Source organism: Paenibacillus sp. FSL R5-0486 (genome assembly GCF_037975155.1).
GTDB classification, from domain to species: domain Bacteria; phylum Bacillota; class Bacilli; order Paenibacillales; family Paenibacillaceae; genus Paenibacillus; species Paenibacillus amylolyticus.
Window position 1 is genome coordinate 3913125 of the sequence record NZ_CP150237.1, and the last position, 18465, is coordinate 3931589.

Consider the following 18465-nt stretch of genomic DNA (forward strand, 5'->3'; position numbering starts at 1 on the left):
GCATTTGAATCCGAATGAATCCAACGAGTCCTCAAAGCCAGCGTTTTTTACCAAAGAATTCACACACAACCCTTACCCGGTATATGAAATGTTAAGAAAAGAGGAGCCTGTTTTCAGACTCATGTTTCCTCACGGGGAATTCGGCTGGATTATTACGCGATACGAGGATGCAGTTCAGATCCTGAAAGATCCTCGCTTCAGCAAAGATATGGTCCGACGTTACGGCGCTGACAATCAAAGCATCTTCTCCAATAATATGTTGTTCTCCGATCCGCCGGATCATAAACGTCTTCGGGGACTTGTGCAGAAAGCATTCACACCCAAACTGGTCGCAGACATGCGGAACCATATTCAGGACATTGCTGATGAACTGCTGGACAACCTCCCGTCACAGGAAAAAATGAATCTGATCGATGACTTTGCCTTCCCGCTGCCCATCATTGTCATTAGTGAAATTCTGGGAGTCCCTCTTGACGATCGTGACAAATTCCGCATCTGGTCCAATACGATAATTGATGCTTCCATAGCCGAGAGCGCCGAGCTGCTTGAGCAGCATGCCAGAGAGTTTACGGATTACCTGACGGCCTGGTTTGCGAAAGTTCGCCAAGATCCCGGCACTGATCTGATCAGCCAGCTCGTCATTGCGGAAGAATCCGGGCAACAGTTAACTGAACAAGAACTGCTTGGCGTTGTCTCCTTATTAATTATTGCCGGTCATGAAACAACCGTGAATCTGATTGGAAATGGGATTCTCGCCCTGCTGGAGCATCCGGAGCAACGCGAACTGCTCATCAACCAGCCCGAGCTTATTCACAATGCCATTGAAGAGATGCTTCGCTATAACGGACCGGTGGAGTTCAGCACATCCCGCTGGGCTCTGGAAGATATTGAATTCCGTGGAGAACGTATCGCTCAAGGTGATCTTGTCATTGTTGCGCTTGATTCCGCCAACCGGGACGAACAGCAGTTTAAGGATGCTGATATTTTCGATATTACACGCGAGAAGAGTTCGCATCTGGCTTTTGGCAAAGGCATTCATCTCTGCTTGGGAGCACCGCTTGCTCGTCTGGAAGGTGAGATTGCAGTCAGCACACTTCTGAATCGTTTTCCAAATATACAACTTCAGGCAGATGTGAATGAACTGGAATGGAGACCTGGTATGAATGTTCGTGGTGTCAAGGAAATCCCGGTTCAACTAAAATAATGGCTAAATATGAATAAATGAAAGTGAGGCACATGACATCATGGAAATGAACACCTTGGTATGGATCGTTTTGCTGCTTCTGATCTTTGTGTTACTGGTCAGAGTCACCAGCCTGCAACGCCAATTAAATGAATTGAAAAGAGATGTCGAGCGTCTGGAGAACGGTTCAACCGACAGCGTCCGATCCGACTTCAATTACACCTTGTCGCCGAAAGAAGCATCTCTTTCCCACACAAGCCAACCAGCCCAAACGGATCTGGATCAGGAACTGCTTACACTGATACAACAAGGGAAAAAAATTATGGCGATCAAACGACTGCGTGAAGCCAGAGGTCTTTCGTTGAAGGAAGCCAAAGACTATGTTGATTCTCTCGATCGGTAATATACAACTCACATAACTCTCGGGGGAAGTTACTCCAGACTTTCGGCTGTTAACACAGACGCAGTAGAAAGTCTGGAATCTTCACCGAGAGTTTACTTTTCAAACGACATATGCTACTGTTATTTCTATATTACTAGAAATAAGAAATAAAGACGAAAGGACCGATGATTATGCAATCAAACTCAAATGAGATTGAACAAGTCGTCAAAATTCATAAAGCACTGGGCGAACAAACACGCTACAAAATCATTCAGATTTTATCGGGCGAAAGCAACCTGTGTCCTGCTGATCTGGAGAGCCGCCTTGTTACGGTTGCCCTATCGACTCTGTCTCATCACCTGAAACAGCTGTCCGATTGTGGTCTGCTCACATCGCAGAAGAAAGGTACGTATATCTACTACAGCCTGAACACGGAGACTGCACAAAAGTTTGTTCCCTATCTGCTAAATAAATAAAAAAATTTGATTTATATTTCTATATAATTAGAAATATCGAAACAACCCACAATATTTATTAGTAAAACTAGGTCACCTAAGTTTACGCTTATTCCAATATTCATTATCTAGGTTGTAACATTACCATTCGCGCAGATGGGTTGTATTCAGAGCATTCATGTCTTGTTCTATCGTCTTTATTTCTATATTTCTAAAAATATAATAATAATCAGAAAGAGGTTATGTTTCCATGTCTTCTACGCTCAAAATCTATGTTCTTGCCTTGGTCAGTTTCCTTGTAGGAACGTCCGAATATGTCATTGCCGGCATTTTGGATCGCATTGCAGATACCATGAATATCTCTTTAATCGCTGCCGGACAGCTCATTACGATTTTTTCACTCGTATATGCGCTCGGTACACCTGTCATTATTGCACTGACTTCGCGCTGGGACCGTCGCAAGCTGTTGCTATACTTCCTCGGTCTATTCGTTGTGGCTAATGTTCTTGCTTACCTGTTGCCGGGTTATGGACTGTTCGTCGCAGCACGAGTGTTGATGGCTTTAGGCGCGGGCGTTGTTGTTGTCACGGCATTAACGGTTGCTTCCCAAATAGCGGCGGAGGGCAAACAAGCTAGTGCAATCGCCACAGTAATCACTGGATTTACGGCTTCTTTGATCGTTGGCGTTCCGCTCGGAAGGCTTGTAGCTGCATCTTGGGATTGGAAGCTTGTTTTTGCCGGTATCGCCGTTCTTGGAGTTCTCGCCATGCTGGTAATCGCGGCCGCCATTCCGCCTTCCAAAGCAGAAGCGCCTGTTCCGCTGAAGAAACAACTGTCTTTGCTCAAACAGCCACGAATTGTTTTGGCACTGCTGGTGACATTTTTCTGGTTAGGTGGTTATTCCATTGCCTACACGTACATTTCACCTTACCTTGTATCCGTTTCAGGAATGAGAGAAGCACTACTCAGTTCAGCTTTACTCGCATTTGGCATAGCAAGTCTGATCGGTTCAAAAGTTGGAGGGTTCAGTGCTGACCGATTGGGTGTCAAACGAACGCTGATCACAGGCATGACATTGCATATCGTAAGTCTGGTCCTGTTGAATATAACAGCAAGCTCTCATCTGGCTGTCTTCCTTGTTCTGATTTTGTGGTCTTTTGCCGCCTGGTCTTCGGGTCCAACTCAGCAATATAACCTGATCACCATGGCTCCGGAATCCTCTGGCATTATGCTAAGTCTGAATAGTTCGGTTATGCAATTAGCCATGGCTGCCGGCGCAGGTATTGGCGGAATCGCGGTCAGCAGCGTTTCATTATCATCCATTACCTGGATTGGCGCTGTCGGGGTTGCTGTTGCCGTCATCATCGTTATAGGCTCGTATCGTTCAGCACCTCTCAAAAGTACACAAACCAATACATCGCACAACGTTGCATGATATGAATTTGTAGTACAAAAAACAAACCAAAAAGAGAGGCACTGTACGTATACAGTTGCCTCTCTTTAAGCATTTTAACGGCTATTCTATTACCGATAAGCAGAACTCTTATTGGGCCGTAACTGCACCATCGATCGGATATACTGCACCATTGATATAAGGCGCTTCATCTCCAAGCAGGAAGGAAACCAAGTTCGCGATCTCTTCCGGTCTGCCCAGACGTCCGGATGGAATGCTGTCAACAGTTGCCTTGAACACTTCAGGATTGTCTTTACCGAACTGAATGACCATCGGTGTCTCAATTGTACCTGGGGCAATCGCATTTACACGAATGTTGTCCTTGCCGTATTCAATCGCAGCTGTGCGGGTCAAGCCCACTACGCCATGTTTGGTTGCTGCGTATGGTGCAACTGCGGGTACACCAACAATACCGGCCGTAGAGGCCGTGTTCAGAATGGAACCTCCACCTGTTTTGAGCATTTCAGTAATTACATACTTCAACCCGTAGAATACACTTCTCAGGTTAATATCAATAATCTGGTCAAACTGCTCAATTGTATGTTCGATCAGCTTGATACCAGGACCTGCAATACCTGCATTATTAAAGAACATGTCGATTCGTCCGAACTCTTCGACTGTTTTTTTCACATAATTCTCAACTTCAGGTGCTTTACTTACATCTGCTTGTACAAAAATAGCTTTACTTCCCAGCTTCTCAATCTGCTTAACCGTTTCAAGACCTGTCTCTTCGACAAGATCCACAACGACAATGGATGCACCCTTCTCAGCCAGCTTCAATGCTGCTGCTTGGCCCAATCCACTTCCTGCTCCAGTAATAATGGCTACTTTTCCTGCGTGACTCATGTTGATCTCCTCCATGTGTGTGTGTCATCTTGTGATTGGATCGATGAATACGATATGAAACGTACTTACATGCAATGATGCAATATGTAGGTCAAAAATGGCATAAAACCTTCCTGACTTTACCTATTCTAATAGACTTTCGACATAAAAACAAATCATATAATATGTATTCATACTATATCACCTGTCACATTTTCAGCATTTTTATTGAAGGAGCACACAACTATTACGTCTTGTTGCATGCTCCTCTTTTACAAATACAATACTTTTTAATTCGGTATCTCTATAACTTCAAACGGTGCATATCCGCTTATCAAAACACTTTAACGCAGCAAATTCGTTTTTGCCAATTCAATAATTTCGTCCCCTCGTCCGTTGAGCACGGCTTTCATCATCCATAAGGTGAATCCTTCCGCCTGTTTGATATCAATCTTCGGAGGTAAGGACAATTCCTGACGATTCACCACCACGTCAATCAGCACAGGACCATCATGCTGAAGCGCACGCTGTACAGCTCCTTCGAGTTCATCCGGATCCTCAACCCGAATCCCTTCCATGCCCATGGCTTGAGCAACCATCGCAAAGTTGGGATTAATAAGCTCTGTTCCCGATTCCAGGAATCCGGCAGCTTTCATCTCCAGCTCAACAAAACCGAGTGCTCCATTATTAAACACCACAACTTTAATCGGCAGATTATGCTGTTTCAATGTCAACAGATCACCCATCAGCATCGTAATACCGCCATCACCCGACAACGAGATGACTTGTCTGCCCGGATCAGCGACCTGAGCACCAATTGCCTGTGGCAAAGCGTTTGCCATCGTACCATGACTGAATGAACCGAGCAGTCTGCGATTACGAGACATCTCGATATAACGGGCCGCCCATACTGTCGGAGTACCGACATCACAGGTGAAGATGGCATTTTCAGCTGCTGCATCACTAATGACCTTGGTCAGGTACTGCGGATGAATGGGCTTTTTACCCGGTTTTCCAACGGCCAGCTCGTCTAGATCTTTGCGTACTTTCACATAACGATCCACACTTTTACGCAGATGTTTGTCACTGTGTTCTTCTGTCAGATAAGGAAGCAAAGTTTCAATGGTCGCTTTCACATCCCCACATACGCCGTAATCCAGCTTCGTGCGCCGACCCAGATGGGAAGATTGAATGTCGACCTGAAGGACTTTCGCATCTTCGGGATAGAATTGACGATATGGGAAATCCGTTCCCAGCATTAATAATACATCACAGTCCATCATGGCATGATAACCGGATGAATACCCAATTAAACCCGTAAGACCCACGGAATAGGGGTTGTCATACTCCAAATATTCCTTGCCTCTTAGCGCAATAACCATCGGGGATTTCAATCGATCACAGAGCTGCATGAGGGGTTCCCGAGCGCCCGCGCAGCCTGCACCGCACAACAACGTGATTTTTTTGCCTTCATTCAGATATTCCGCCAGTTTCACGAGTTCAGGCTCAGAGGGATGTACCACGGGGTTGGTTGCGTGATACACATGCTCAGGCACAGGCAGATCCGCTGCTTCAAGTCCTGCTACATCCCCCGGCAATACAACGACGGACACACCTGAACGTGCAACTGCTGTCTGAATGGCCATCGTCAGAGAACGCGGCATCTGTTTGGCTGTTGTAATGACTTCACAATAATCGCTACATTCCTGGAACAGATACTCCGGATGGGTCGCCTGAAAATATTCACTGCCAATCTCGTCACTTGGGATATGTGCAGCGATGGCGAGTACAGGAACACGATTGCGGTGACAATCGTACAGACCATTGATCAGATGCATATTACCAGGACCACTACTACCTGCACAGACAGCGATACTTCCACTGACCTGAGCGTCCGCCCCAGCAGCAAATGCAGCTACTTCTTCATGTCGTACATGAATCCATTCAATTTTCCCAGAACGACGAATGGAGTCGAGTACCGCATTCAAGGAGTCTCCAACAATGCCATATATACGTTTGATGCCAGCGTTCAATAAGGATTCAACCAGAACGTCCGCGACTGTTTTTTTCATAATAGGTGAGTCTCCTTTAATTGCTCATTTTGATTATGTTTCCACTCGGTTAATATACCTATTCTTATACCCCAATCTTTCGAAAACCGAACCAACTCAATATGTATGTCTGGATATATGAAACAAAACCGGCCCCTTAAACCTTTATTCCAGCTATAGCAAAATGCCAAAAAATCCGCTTGTCGAATGACAAACGGATTACGGTTAAACTAGGTTTATTGTTATTCCATCTGGATTTCCGAATCCAAATCAGACATTAGATAGCAGGCATCACATTGCCACCACTAACCGGGATATAGGCACCCGTGATAAATGAGGACAGGTCCGACGCAAGAAAAGCTACCGCATTGGCGATTTCCTGATCTTCACCCCTGCGCTTCAGCGGCACGTTACGCGTATATGCCTCATCATGTCCAGGCTCAATGGAACGATCACGTTCACTAATTGTCCATCCAGGTGCAACCTGGTTTACGGTAATCTGATACTCACCAACCTCCTTGGCAAGCACGCGATATACACCATCCATTCCACGCTTACCAGCGGTGTAGGCTGATTGATGAGTGAAATTTTGCATCGCACACTCAGTATTGATGCCAATGAACCGACCAGCTCTGATATCTTGCATATGTGGAATGAAAGCTTTGGCAAGATACACACTCTGCATGACACAGGATTCAAACTGGCTCAAGTAATCTTCAGGCGACTGTTCCAACACCGTTGTCCATTCATATTGAATGACCGCATTGGCAACAACGATATCCACTCCGCCGAGGACAGACTGAATCTCATCACGCATCCGAAATGCTGTATCCTGCTTTGTAATATCTCCCTGTACAATAACAGCCTGACGACCGAGTGCTTCAATCTCACCTTGAAGCTCCCGAGCCTTGGTATCATTATTTATGTAATGTAGAGCCAGATTGGCGCCACAGGCTGCCAACGTACGGGCGATGACTCTCCCCAGTTGTCCGGTTGCGCCTGTAACCAGAGCCGTTTTTCCTGAGAGATCCAATTGCATAACAGCGAAAACCTCCTTAAATTCATTTGCCCGAAAACGATTTCGGAAATATGGTATTTTTGTTCATCAATTGCGCGTTATCAGAGAGATATACAGCATTGTTCAATGCTGTATATGATAGTTCAACTTTTTCCCTATATGTGGAGACTATTAATTATCATGTTGAATGAGATCAATTTCCTGGAAGCGACTGACTTCCTTTTCCCAACGCTCTTCTACATATTGACGGTGAACCGGGTGATTGTTGTATGCATCATACGCAGCCTGATCTGCAAAGACCATAGAGAAACTGTAGTCAAACTCATTCTTCTCACTTACCTGTTTCAGAACCTGAAATTGCTCTACGCCAGGAATGACAGCCAGTGCATCCGAACTTTCCTTCAAAAAGGCTTCGGCCTCCGGTGTATCTTTACCCGCGTAAAGTGTAAACGTTACCATATGTGTGATGCTACTCATCTCTATTTCCTCCTCCAATATGTTCGTACTCGTTTCCTAGTGTACATCCGAATGTGTTGTAAGCGCAATAATTGGTTGAATTAATTTTTATGAATTGATATTTCTATATAAATTGAACTAAAGAATATTTACACTGGTCACTTCGATGACAGAACAACCTTCCGATCGCTGTTATCCCCAGATTTTTGATTCTTTCTATAAAGGTTAAATCCGGGGATAAAGGCGAACGCTCCGCTTCTTCAGGTTCTTTCTGTCCTCTCCGTTTTGTGTAAATGTTTATCTCAATTTATATAGTTACAAATATTAATTTCAAGTAAAATTCACTAGCCTTTACCCTGAATATGTACACAAAAAAACCTCAGGACAAATCCCGAGGTTTTTTTGTAATGTATGGACAAACTTATTTGGTGATGTTGTATTTACGGTTAAATTTATCAACACGGCCACCGATATCCACGTTTCTTTGTTTACCAGTGAAGAACGGGTGGGATGCGGAACTAGTGTCCACACGGATTACTGGGTAAGAGTTACCGTCTTCCCATTCCATAGTTTCGTTAGAGAACTTCGTGGAAGAACTCAGGAATTTGAAATCAGCACTTGCATCGTAAAAAATTACGAGTTGTGTCTTTGGATGGATGTCAACTTTTGGCATAATCTATTTACACTCCTTTAATATGGGTACTTCTTTAGAATCAAACTACATTTTATTATACTCTTTTTTTGGACAAAGTACCAGCAGGTTTTGAGGAATAGCTAAAAAAAATATGATATCTGTGATTTTGCACCTAATCAGGTGTCACGCCGTCCCTTTCTCCAGTACATTCAACATGTACTCCAAAGCCTCAAGTTCATCCCTGCCTCTTGTCTGTAATCTGACAACACTACCATATCGAATGGGTAGTAACGCCATTCCAAGCAGGCTTTTGACATCTACACGATGCTCATGCTCAGACTCCATATACGACAAAATAATATCCGAGGAAAAACGCGACGCTTGAGAAGATACCGACATCAAATCATCCCGATGAAAATCAGCGTGTATCATAAATTCATGTACTCTCACAACCTTCAGTTCCTTTCGCTAAGTACTTATTCACCAATATGGTGTGTATCCATTTATATATTAAAATCATCATGAATTATACCATGTTATGGGAGCTTGACCCATACTTTTTTGCAAAAAAAACAAAAAAAGAGTCCTGAACCGCAGGACTCTTCCAGGTTGTTCTTACATACCATTCGGATATACCATGACCTTCAGACTGCCGCTTTTATTGTGTAATGCACGCTCCATCGCTTGCTGTGTCTCTTCGAGTGAATAACGATCTGTAATCAGGGACATCACGTCATGCTGGCCGGAGCTCAGAAATTCAATTCCTGCCGGATAAGTATTGGCATAACGGAATATGCCATAGATATCAACTTCATTGTCCGCAATAAATGGAACATTGAGTGCGATCTCGTCCTGTGCAGGCAGGCCCACAATCGCAAGTTTTCCTCCACGTCGAAGTGAATACAGAGCAGATTGTAGCGCCTTCGGATTCCCCGCTGTTTCCCATGCAGTATCAACACCCACACCATTTGTTAACTCGCGAATCACAGCCAGCGCATCTTCATTCCGCACATTAATGGTATGAGTGGCACCCATGCGGCGAGCTGCTTCCAGCCTAACTTCCTCCAGATCCGTTACTATGATCTTCTCTACACCGAAAGATTTGGCAGCAGCCACAGCCATGAGTCCAACGGGACCCATGCCCATAATCGCCAGGGTTGTACCCGGAGCCAGTTTGCTGCGGCGTGCAGCATGAATACCAACAGAGAATGGCTCGTTCATAGCTGCTTCCTCATAAGACAGATGATCCGGGATCGGGAATACCATATCTTCACGCATCACCATATATTGTACAAATGCCCCATCCACCGGAGGGGTCGCTAGAAATTGTACATCCGGACACAGGTTATAGCGACCTTCCTTGCATGCCGTGCAGCGTCCGCAAGTCACCCCAGGCTCAATAGCAACCCGATCCCCTGTTTTCAGACGTGATACGTTCGAGCCAACAGCAGCAATGATCCCCGCACACTCATGACCCAGAATGATCGGTTTCTCCACCACAAATCTGCCAATGCGTCCATGTTCAAAATAATGCACATCCGAGCCACACACCCCGACTGCCATCACTTGGATTAACACCTCATCCGTTGCCGGTTGCGGGACGGGTTGTTCCTCAATAATAATGTGTCCTGGCTCTGTCATGACAGCGGCCTTCATGGTCTCGGGCAGTTGATGTTGTCCCATACGGTTCTCCTCCTCATGTATGTCCATGCTGTCTATTCTACATCAAAGAAAACAAGATATCTTCTTTCTTCATATCACCAATCAATAGATTGTTCGACCTTGTTCATCCGCAATGCCGCTCTTGCGATAGAAGTACGTATTGATCATGTCCCGCCATTCCTTCGCATGTTCGGCCTGGTTGTCCTGTAATGAAGCAACTTTGCTGAAAATGACTGGGTCGATTTTGCCCTCCAGCCCTCTCCATGTCTCGGCTAACGCCTCCGCCTGCTCAACACCTTCAAAGTGTGTATCATAAATATGCTGAATGACCGTTTTACCCGAATGCAGAACATGGGTGTATGGCACGTGATGGAAAAATAAGATCAGCTCATCCGGACAGGTGTCTACGGACTCATAACGATCAGCATTCTCAGGGTGATACTGTGAAGTGTATCCTGTACCACTGTTCACGGTTCGATCTACACCAATGCCATGACAATCGGCAAAGTGATACGTTCCCCATTTGGAATACTCGTATCCATCTACATTCGGCCCGTAATGATGATCCGGATTAACCATCCAACCTAAACCGAGAGGCGCCGTATAATTCTCATAGATTTCTAGTGAAGTCAAAAGCATGCCCGTAACCTGCCGCACAACTTCGTCTTCATGTCCAAATGTGAGTCTCACCCACTCATCAGCAATCTCTTCGGCGGACAGCTCCGGGTTCCACGCAAGTCTTCCGTATCCATATAGATTCGCCTGCGCGAGTGGATGCCCTGTCCAACAGGCATCTGCACCAATATTGGATACTGCGGCGAAGCCACTGTATGGTCGTTTATACAGAGAACCGTCCGCGATTCGCTTGATCTCTGAACCTTTGCCTTTGGCGTATGTGTCAAAGTCCAATACTTCTTTCCACTGGGGAACCAGATAACAGAGATGACGTTGTTGCCCGGTATACTCCTGTGTAATCTGAAATTCAATCACCTGATTTGTATTTTCCATGGCGCCAAACAGCGGGGATACCGCCTCTCTCACCTGAAAGTCCATCGGCCCGTTTTTGATCTGCAAAATAACATTTTCGGCAAAACGCCCGTCCAGCGGCGTAAAGTGGTCATAGGCTGCCCGCGCACGGTCAGTGGAACGATCCCGCCAGTCCTGCTTGCAGTTATAGACGAAGCAACGCCAGATGACCAATCCACCGAATGGCCGAAGGGCTTCAGCCAGCATGTTCGCACCATCGGCATGATCACGGTTATACGTGAATGGTCCCGGACGATGCTCGGAGTCTGCCTTGATCAGGTAACCGCCAAAATCCGGAATCGCTGCGTACACCTTGGCCGTTTGAATATTCCACCATTCCCGTACCTGCGCATCCAGCGGATCAGCCGTACGCAATCCACCAATCTCAATTGGACTCGCGTAGTTGGCGCTCAGGAACAATCGAATGCCATACGCTCTGAATTCAGCGGCAACCTTCGCCACATCATTAAGATAACGTTCCGTCAGAAACAGACTCTCACGGCGGTGTACATTGACGTTGTTGATCGATATAGCATTGATTCCCGTGGAAGCGAGCAAACGTGCGTAATCCCGGATGCGTCCCAAGTCCAGCGTGAATTCCCCGTTATCATAGAAAATGGATTCTCCTGCGTACCCACGCTCAATGCTACCGTCCACGTTATCCCACTGATTAATCATCCGTAGCGCATTGGTTGGCTGCTCTGTAATGAAGTTCCACTTATTCACAGCGTCATCCGCCTCATGTGCACTTCCTTGATCCATTGTCAGCTCTCGAAGCAGATGGAATGCACCATACAGCACACCTTGGGGGGTCTCTGATCCAATGACCAGTACACCCTCGGTCTTGTTCTCACGAATGACATAGCCTTCTCCTTGAACAGTTGAACGCTCTGTCTCACTGAACGACCCAGCCACCAAATCGCTCCCTGTCCAAGTGCCGATTCGTATTGCGGGAGTGGAAGCATGACTGTCCCGTTCACTTTCCTGAGCATCAGACAGATGACTGACCGACGGTTTCACGCCATATAACCTCTCCAGTCCCCGTGAAAGTTCGGTCAGAGCTGTTGTGATCACTCCATGGTTCTCTTCCGCCAGTATCAGTTTGCTCCATGCAGGAGCCGTCTTTTTGGTAAACTCATTCGCTCCTGGCAATTCAGAGTGATACCCCAGCCACGCATCATACTGTGGACCTGACAAAGCAGATTGAACGACGGATTGGCTCATTGTACCGCCTCCTTGCTGGCATAGATCTGCCCAAGGCGATTCCCTTTTCCTTCGAGTAGCCATAGAATCGACGTTACACCACGCGGATAATATTTGCTGCCAACCGCCACACCAGACAGGATCTGGTCACTCCAGCACCAGTAGGATTCCTCCGGATGCAGCAGCCAGTTGACATGAGCCGCGTCTGCTGCCTTACCTGTCTCATTCCATTCCACACCCAGCAGCTCTCTAGCGATAAACTGGGACAAATAGATTTTGCTCAGCCACGAGTTATTGCTTGTTGAGGACAGTTTCCAGCCTCCATCTTCGAACAGACATGTTCCCGGGACAAGAACCGTCTTCAGATGAGTTTGGAGTGCTTTCAGATAAGGGCCAAAGCGACCATTGACATCCAGTGCTGCTTCACAGCCTGTAAAGTACGGGAACACCAAACCTTCAATCGCCGGAATGATTCGAGAATCATTATTTTCTGCAATAACAGCTGGAATGTAGCCGCCATCAGTCAATTGTGCAGCAATACTGGCAGCGCAGCGATCTGCTTGAAGCCCTGCTTGATGGGACAGATCTGCCAACTTCTCAGTTGCGAACAGCTTCTCCAATGCAACATAGACCGCCCAACATTTACCCGCCAGATAGATATTATTGCGAGACTGACCAAGTGACACATCCAGGCTGTCGTAAGTTGTAATCTCCGCTCCACCTTGGGTACGACTGCTATCCAGACCCATCAGACCGTTACGCTGCTCTGCGTCGGGATGGTCACGATTAAGCATGCTTTCGAAGCAATCCTCGATAACAGGCAACATGTTTTTCACAAAAGCTTGATCCTGTGTCTGTTCAATGTATACTGTCGCGCAGCAGAGCCAGTTCACCAGCTCCTCGTGGCTCATCTGTGAGAAACAGTCGTCAATGCCAACCAGCTCATATGCCGAGTGTCCAGGGCGTGAGAACACATTGGCAACACCAATATCATGGGTAAAGGTAATTCCGCCCGGATATAACTTCTCTTCCCCCGGGAAACGAACCTGATCCGTATAACTGTATCGTTTCACAAACCACTCCAGCTCATTACGCACCGTCCATGGATTCAAGGCAAGCTCGAAGTACAACTGATCAGCCGTCAGATCAAGTGTGTTCATCATCCGATACTCCCCTTCGTTCACCACCCAGAGTGGCTCACCATCGGCATCCAGCAGTTGAGTACTCGCATAATAGCTGTGAATGGAATGAGCAAGCATGAATGATTGATCTTCGGTCAAAGCAGCCGATCCAAGGCGCTGTTCAACCTCTCCACAGGATGCAGTCAACTCACTAAAGCGTTGTAGTGCATACTCTCCTGCTGCCTGAATATCGGAGAAATAGCGCGTATACCAATACGTTGTGTCCATGCCGGTCGTCACAATGCCCCCGCGATAGAAACATACTGCGAATTGATACGTACGTTTCTCTCCAGCCGGCACCTCCATCAGTAGTGCAGCGGTTGAGCCAAGTCCAAATGCCAGATTCTCCCGATGTTTCTCCTGCAACAGTTTCTCCAGCGTAAATCCGCGTGCGGGCCACAGTCCATCATCTGCTGACATAATCGCTGTAAGTCGACCTTGTCCCACACCTGTGATGGAGCCACCTTCCGGTCCTCCAATCAGACGCATCGCAGAGTACGGATCATTGCCCTGATAGCCAAAGTAGGCTTTGCGGGATTGTTGACCTTCCGTATTGTCAATCGTCATCTCAACCAATACGGCAGGTACGAGTGCATCGATTAATTCTTCACGATCCCCATTCGTTGGATCAGGTACTGGACGTACAGGCGAGTAGATACGGAACGTCAGATCTCCAGCAGTCCACGTATCCGTACCTGAGGTAAATTCACGGGTAATATCTTCATCGCGAAAAGCCGTAATAAGAGGTTGTGGAACTTTGGTCGCTGTTGTCGACGCAGTGTCCCCATTCTCCAACTTCTCTACATCATAGCGGCTGCTCTCATCCTCGGAAGCTTCATAAAAAGGAAGCGCCTGATAATGGTCGCCATCGCGAGATTGTAATCCAATATATACATTCTGGTCAGCCGGCTTGCCGAGTTCAAGACCCAGCCCGCCTTTGGCTCCTTTGTAACCCAGTGTAAAACTCGCAAAAGCACCAATCGGTGCGTGATGTGCATTATAAAAGATGGATTTGGACGTATTCATGAATCATAACCCCTCTCAGAATGGTTGCATACGTTTTCATTAGCCCCATCCTAACACGTGGTTCCACCTCCGACCATGATCAAATCAATCGGATATTTACCCAAATCAAGCTGATAGACTATAATAGATTAAAGCGGTTACACAAAAACATTCCATTAGATATACGTGCGTAATCAAAATCACATTTTTTGAACAACCTCATATGAAGGGGGATCTTCCATGTCTTCAACGTATTTGCCTCCTACTTTGGGAGAAAGTGTCCATGAAGTTTTTTATCCAGATGTGCAAACAACGGTCAATCTGTTTGCCATTCATTTACGAAGTGTGGGTATGGACTGGGATTATCCGGCACATGAGCACCCTCAATATGAATTGAATTATGTCACGGAAGGCGAGCAGCGCATGATGGTGAATGGTACCCTATACATTCAAAAGGCTGGCGAACTGCTCCTGATTCCTCCGGGAAGCATTCATTCCAGCCAGAGTCATAACGGCAAGGGATTCACGTATTTTTGCATGCATTTTGACATTGATGATCAGTTGTTCCTATCGTTGCTGGCGCGCATCAAACAAGTGCGATTTAGTAGCGATAGTCCGGTTACACAGCAGATTGAGCCGGTTTTGCGCAAATTGATGTCATCTGCGGATGATGAAACAGCAAATACGATGGTACAGCGTATGCAGCTGCAATCTGCGGTATTTGAACTATTTGGCCATCTGTGGGAGGCGGTCTCGAAAGAGGCAGCTCACTGGTTTACCGACGGACACGAGAAGATCGAACTCGCCCACCAGATTCGTAATCGGTTGCAAGGCCTGATGAGTCAGCAATTCAAACAGGGACACGAGTCCAACGGTCACTATGGCATTGATGATATTGCAGCAGAGCTGGGCATCAGTTCTTCTCACTGTAATCGCGTGTTCAAGCAGGTGTTTGGTCAGTCTCCACGTGCTGTATTATCCCAGTTGGTTTTGCATGAAGCGAAGCTTCTTCTGGGCAATCCGAAGCTGTCCGTTCAAAATATTGCCGTCATGCTTGGTTATAAGGATATTGCCCATTTCAGTCGTCAATTCAAGCGCTGGTCCGGCATGTCACCCTCCCGTTACCGACAGGAACAGCCTGCTCTGGAATAGGTCCAGTAGCAGGCTGTTTGTCTTTCTTATTTATTTCAACAAACGCTTAATCAGCTTCAGCTTGTTATCATACGGTGGATACAGAATCGGCAGATTCAATTTGGTGCTTTTTTTCAGTACACTTTTGAGATGAGAGAAGGTTTCGAAGCTGTACTGCCCATGATACGAGCCAACACCAGAATGACCAACACCGCCAAACGGCAGACGTGGATTCGCTACATGCGTGATGGTATCGTTAATGCAGCCGCCTCCAAAAGAAACTTCGCGCAGCACTTTGTCCTGAACCCGGGTGTCGGAAGTGAACAGATACAAGGCGAGTGGTTTCGGCCGCTTTACGATTTCTACAATGGCTTCATCCAGGTTACGATAACTAATGATCGGCAGAATCGGTCCAAAAATCTCATCTTCCATCGTTGCTACATCCCAGGACTCCGCATCAATCAGTGTAGGTTCAATGAAGCGATCTTCCTCATCCGAAGTTCCCCCATATATCACTTTGGCCTGATCCCGCTCAATCAAAGTCGTCAGACGTTTAAAATGTCCCTTGTTCACGATTCGCCCATAGTCCTTGTTGTGCTGGATATCCGAACCAAAGAAAGACACGATTGCTGCCTTCATCTCTGTAATTAACGGTCCCTTCACGCGCTCATGCACAAGTAAATAATCGGGTGCGATACAGGTCTGTCCTGTATTGAGCAGTTTGCCCCATATAATGCGCTCAGCTGCTACTTTGATATCCGCCTGTTCATCAACGATGACCGGACTTTTGCCTCCCAGTTCTAACGTAACGGGAACGAGATTTTTGGCAGCTGCCTCCATCACAATCTTGCCAACCGGTACACTGCCTGTAAAAAAGATATAGTCGAATGGCGCGTTAATCAGCGCTGTTGTTGTATCTTTTGCACCATCGAGCACTTGTACGTATGCCGGTTCGAACACACTCGCAATCATTTCACGTACAACAGCGGACACCGCAGGTGTATTCTCTGACGCTTTGAGCACGGCTGTGTTACCTGCTGCAATAGCACCTACCAATGGTTCGATTAAGAGTTGAAAAGGATAATTAAACGGTCCGATAATCAGAACCGCCCCGTAGGGTTCGGGTATGATATAACTTTTGGAACCCAGGAGCGCCATTTGTGTTTTCACTTTAACAGGTTTCACCCATTTATTCACTTTACGAATGGTGTGTGTGATGCTATCCATCATAAATCCGATCTCGGTTGTGTAGGATTCAAACTCACTTTTGCCCAAATCCTGATAGAGAGCTTCTGTCAGTCTGGATTCGTACTTTTGAATGGCCTGCTTCAGTTGGGTCAGATGTGCGATTCGAGCTTCTGCCGATCTTGTTGCCCCGGAACGAAAGAACTGTCGTTGCTGCTCCAAAATCTGTTCAACTTCCTGACTGGTTACTTCCTGTATAGTCGTTGTCATATATACATACTCCTCTATTCATTATTGATCAAGCGTTTAAACTTACGAACCTATAAGGCACATGCAAAAGCATGTTTTATCACTATTACTCTACAGACACTCTTCTTCCAAAGCAGCTACCAGTTCCTTCAGCAGTTCCACCGATGCATTCAATGAAGCCGAATAATAACGCTGTGTGCCCTTCTGTTCCACAGATATAAGCCCTTTCTCTAACAACAGCTTGAGATGATGAGATATGGCTGGCCGGGATAGGCTGGATTGTTCGGTAATTTCATTCACTGTCATTCTGCCTTTCTCGGTGAGTGTCAGCAAAATGGATTGACGATGGTTGTCACTTAACACCTGAAATAACGGGATACAGGTTTGAAAAACGCTAATTGCTTTTTGTCCCATGGTTTCACCTCTATACTATTTCTTCTTCATTATTTCTACGTATATTTCTCTGTTTGATGTCTGTTAGTTTAAACATTCGAACCTAATGACTGAATTGTACTCTTTAATCACTTGAACTGCAAGTGAACCATCAACTAAATTTAATATAATACTTATAAAGCGCTACCATACTACCATACAAGTATGGTAGTATGTCATTGAAGGAGTTGAAGTTGTGGAATATATCCCAAAGTTATCATCCAGAGCCGGTTTGTTGCCTGTTGCGAGCAATATGTCTTCCATGAATAATAAGCAATCTTACTCAACGCGAGATGTCGTTTACTTCACGCTGAAACAACTCATTTTGAGTTTGAAAATGCCTCCGGGAACAGCTATTTCAGAGAAGGAAATTTCGCTGGAGTTCCAGGTAAGCCGGACACCTGTTCGAGAAAGTTTTGTAAGGCTTGCACAGGAAGGTCTGCTGGAAGTGTATCCACAGCGTGGCACATACGTCTCTCTGATTCAGGTCGATCTCGTTGAGGAAGCACGGTTCATGCGTGAACAGCTCGAACGAGCCGTAATCAGACTCGCCTGCGAGAACTTTCCGAACGAACAGATGGTAGCTCTTGAACAGAACCTTGCGTGGCAACAGGAATGCAGAGTCAAACCGGATGATGAACGAATGTTCCAATTGGATGAGGAATTCCATAGCACTCTTTTTGCAGGCTGCAACAAAAGCAACACCTGGACTGTTATCCAGCAGATGAATGTACATTTGAATCGAAGTCGCATGTTACGCCTGTCCTCGGACCACCAGTGGGATCATCTGATTGAACAGCACCGGTCTATGGTCAAGGCCATTCAGCAGCATGATGCCGACACAGCAGAGCGACTGATGCAGGAACACTTGCATTTAACTGTCACCGATTTGGCTGTCCTGCAGGATACATATCCGTCCTATTTTCAATGACTG

17 protein-coding genes are annotated in these 18465 nt (G+C 46.2%); 6 read left to right on the forward strand and 11 right to left on the reverse strand.

The window, feature by feature from the left end:
* Window positions 1-4: 4 nt before the first annotated feature.
* The 4 genes from MKY01_RS17315 to MKY01_RS17330 all read left to right on the forward strand — a co-directional run bounded on the left by MKY01_RS17315 (window position 5) and on the right by MKY01_RS17330 (window position 3455).
* Complete coding sequence (locus MKY01_RS17315) at window positions 5-1204, forward strand: cytochrome P450 (protein ID WP_339282827.1); 1200 nt, start codon at window positions 5-7, stop codon at window positions 1202-1204.
* A 40-nt stretch (window positions 1205-1244) separates the two neighbouring features.
* Window positions 1245-1586, forward strand: coding sequence for a ribosomal protein L7/L12 (locus tag MKY01_RS17320; RefSeq protein WP_036673706.1), 342 nt, complete (start codon window positions 1245-1247; stop codon window positions 1584-1586).
* Between the two features lie 170 nt (window positions 1587-1756).
* Window positions 1757-2041, forward strand: coding sequence for a metalloregulator ArsR/SmtB family transcription factor (locus tag MKY01_RS17325; protein WP_036613842.1), 285 nt, complete (start codon window positions 1757-1759; stop codon window positions 2039-2041).
* A gap of 229 nt (window positions 2042-2270) precedes the next feature.
* Window positions 2271-3455, forward strand: coding sequence for an MFS transporter (locus MKY01_RS17330; protein ID WP_339282829.1), 1185 nt, complete (start codon window positions 2271-2273; stop codon window positions 3453-3455).
* A 108-nt stretch (window positions 3456-3563) separates the two neighbouring features.
* Here the strand turns inward: MKY01_RS17330 and MKY01_RS17335 are convergent, their stop codons facing one another.
* From MKY01_RS17335 to MKY01_RS17375, 9 genes are all read right to left on the reverse strand, one after another.
* Entirely contained in the window at window positions 3564-4319 is a 756-nt protein-coding gene (locus MKY01_RS17335; protein ID WP_076250445.1) for a glucose 1-dehydrogenase, read from the reverse strand.
* A 323-nt stretch (window positions 4320-4642) separates the two neighbouring features.
* Window positions 4643-6370, reverse strand: a complete 1728-nt coding sequence (gene poxB / locus MKY01_RS17340) for a ubiquinone-dependent pyruvate dehydrogenase (protein ID WP_282321182.1) — start codon at window positions 6368-6370, stop codon at window positions 4643-4645.
* A 256-nt stretch (window positions 6371-6626) separates the two neighbouring features.
* Window positions 6627-7388: an SDR family oxidoreductase gene (locus MKY01_RS17345; protein WP_339282831.1), complete on the reverse strand. Its 762-nt coding sequence runs from the start codon at window positions 7386-7388 to the stop codon at window positions 6627-6629.
* A gap of 150 nt (window positions 7389-7538) precedes the next feature.
* On the reverse strand, window positions 7539-7844 hold the full coding sequence (locus MKY01_RS17350; RefSeq protein WP_253508934.1) for a Dabb family protein: 306 nt from the start codon (window positions 7842-7844) through the stop codon (window positions 7539-7541).
* A 400-nt stretch (window positions 7845-8244) separates the two neighbouring features.
* Window positions 8245-8496, reverse strand: coding sequence for a type B 50S ribosomal protein L31 (locus tag MKY01_RS17355; protein WP_036613829.1), 252 nt, complete (start codon window positions 8494-8496; stop codon window positions 8245-8247).
* 144 nt (window positions 8497-8640) lie between these two features.
* Window positions 8641-8907 carry an HPr family phosphocarrier protein gene (locus MKY01_RS17360; protein ID WP_026081056.1) on the reverse strand — a complete coding sequence of 89 codons (267 nt, stop codon included), beginning with the start codon at window positions 8905-8907 and terminating at the stop codon, window positions 8641-8643.
* 165 nt (window positions 8908-9072) lie between these two features.
* Complete coding sequence (locus tag MKY01_RS17365) at window positions 9073-10140, reverse strand: NAD(P)-dependent alcohol dehydrogenase (protein WP_315371975.1); 1068 nt, start codon at window positions 10138-10140, stop codon at window positions 9073-9075.
* Window positions 10141-10221: 81 nt separating this feature from the next.
* Entirely contained in the window at window positions 10222-12369 is a 2148-nt protein-coding gene (locus tag MKY01_RS17370) for an alpha-glucuronidase family glycosyl hydrolase (RefSeq protein WP_315371976.1), read from the reverse strand.
* Window positions 12366-14555, reverse strand: a complete 2190-nt coding sequence (locus MKY01_RS17375) for a glycoside hydrolase family 52 protein (protein ID WP_339282835.1) — start codon at window positions 14553-14555, stop codon at window positions 12366-12368. Before MKY01_RS17375 ends, MKY01_RS17370 begins: the two co-directional genes overlap by 4 nt.
* Window positions 14556-14774: 219 nt before the next feature.
* Between MKY01_RS17375 and MKY01_RS17380 the strand changes: the two genes are divergently transcribed.
* Window positions 14775-15686 (forward strand): AraC family transcriptional regulator, encoded by a 912-nt coding sequence (locus tag MKY01_RS17380; RefSeq protein ID WP_076250429.1) that lies wholly within the window; start codon window positions 14775-14777, stop codon window positions 15684-15686.
* Window positions 15687-15716: 30 nt separating this feature from the next.
* Here MKY01_RS17380 and MKY01_RS17385 read toward each other — a convergent pair whose 3' ends face one another.
* Both MKY01_RS17385 and MKY01_RS17390 read right to left on the reverse strand, forming a co-directional pair.
* Window positions 15717-17120, reverse strand: a complete 1404-nt coding sequence (locus MKY01_RS17385) for an aldehyde dehydrogenase (RefSeq protein ID WP_339282837.1) — start codon at window positions 17118-17120, stop codon at window positions 15717-15719.
* Window positions 17121-17210: 90 nt separating this feature from the next.
* Window positions 17211-17513 carry a metalloregulator ArsR/SmtB family transcription factor gene (locus MKY01_RS17390; protein WP_017688208.1) on the reverse strand — a complete coding sequence of 101 codons (303 nt, stop codon included), beginning with the start codon at window positions 17511-17513 and terminating at the stop codon, window positions 17211-17213.
* 271 nt (window positions 17514-17784) lie between these two features.
* On the opposite strand from MKY01_RS17390, the gene MKY01_RS17395 reads away from it, so the two are divergent.
* The gene (locus tag MKY01_RS17395) at window positions 17785-18462 is read left to right on the forward strand and encodes a GntR family transcriptional regulator (protein ID WP_026081054.1); all 678 of its coding nucleotides are present in this window, start codon (window positions 17785-17787) and stop codon (window positions 18460-18462) included.
* Window positions 18463-18465: the final 3 nt, after the last annotated feature.

Excerpts from the sequence above, each read along its gene's own strand:
- MKY01_RS17320 (WP_036673706.1), top strand. The coding sequence starts at position 1,245 with ATGGAAATGAACACCTTGGTATGGATCGTTTTGCTGCTTCTGATCTTT.
- MKY01_RS17325 (WP_036613842.1), top strand. The coding sequence starts at position 1,757 with ATGCAATCAAACTCAAATGAGATTGAACAAGTCGTCAAAATTCATAAA.
- MKY01_RS17330 (WP_339282829.1), top strand. The coding sequence starts at position 2,271 with ATGTCTTCTACGCTCAAAATCTATGTTCTTGCCTTGGTCAGTTTCCTT.
- MKY01_RS17335 (WP_076250445.1), bottom strand. The coding sequence starts at position 4,319 with ATGAGTCACGCAGGAAAAGTAGCCATTATTACTGGAGCAGGAAGTGGA.
- poxB (WP_282321182.1), bottom strand. The coding sequence starts at position 6,370 with ATGAAAAAAACAGTCGCGGACGTTCTGGTTGAATCCTTATTGAACGCT.
- MKY01_RS17345 (WP_339282831.1), bottom strand. The coding sequence starts at position 7,388 with ATGCAATTGGATCTCTCAGGAAAAACGGCTCTGGTTACAGGCGCAACC.
- MKY01_RS17350 (WP_253508934.1), bottom strand. The coding sequence starts at position 7,844 with ATGAGTAGCATCACACATATGGTAACGTTTACACTTTACGCGGGTAAA.
- MKY01_RS17355 (WP_036613829.1), bottom strand. The coding sequence starts at position 8,496 with ATGCCAAAAGTTGACATCCATCCAAAGACACAACTCGTAATTTTTTAC.
- MKY01_RS17365 (WP_315371975.1), bottom strand. The coding sequence starts at position 10,140 with ATGGGACAACATCAACTGCCCGAGACCATGAAGGCCGCTGTCATGACA.
- MKY01_RS17370 (WP_315371976.1), bottom strand. The coding sequence starts at position 12,369 with ATGAGCCAATCCGTCGTTCAATCTGCTTTGTCAGGTCCACAGTATGAT.
- MKY01_RS17375 (WP_339282835.1), bottom strand. The coding sequence starts at position 14,555 with ATGAATACGTCCAAATCCATCTTTTATAATGCACATCACGCACCGATT.
- MKY01_RS17380 (WP_076250429.1), top strand. The coding sequence starts at position 14,775 with ATGTCTTCAACGTATTTGCCTCCTACTTTGGGAGAAAGTGTCCATGAA.
- MKY01_RS17385 (WP_339282837.1), bottom strand. The coding sequence starts at position 17,120 with ATGACAACGACTATACAGGAAGTAACCAGTCAGGAAGTTGAACAGATT.
- MKY01_RS17390 (WP_017688208.1), bottom strand. The coding sequence starts at position 17,513 with ATGGGACAAAAAGCAATTAGCGTTTTTCAAACCTGTATCCCGTTATTT.
- MKY01_RS17395 (WP_026081054.1), top strand. The coding sequence starts at position 17,785 with ATGTCTTCCATGAATAATAAGCAATCTTACTCAACGCGAGATGTCGTT.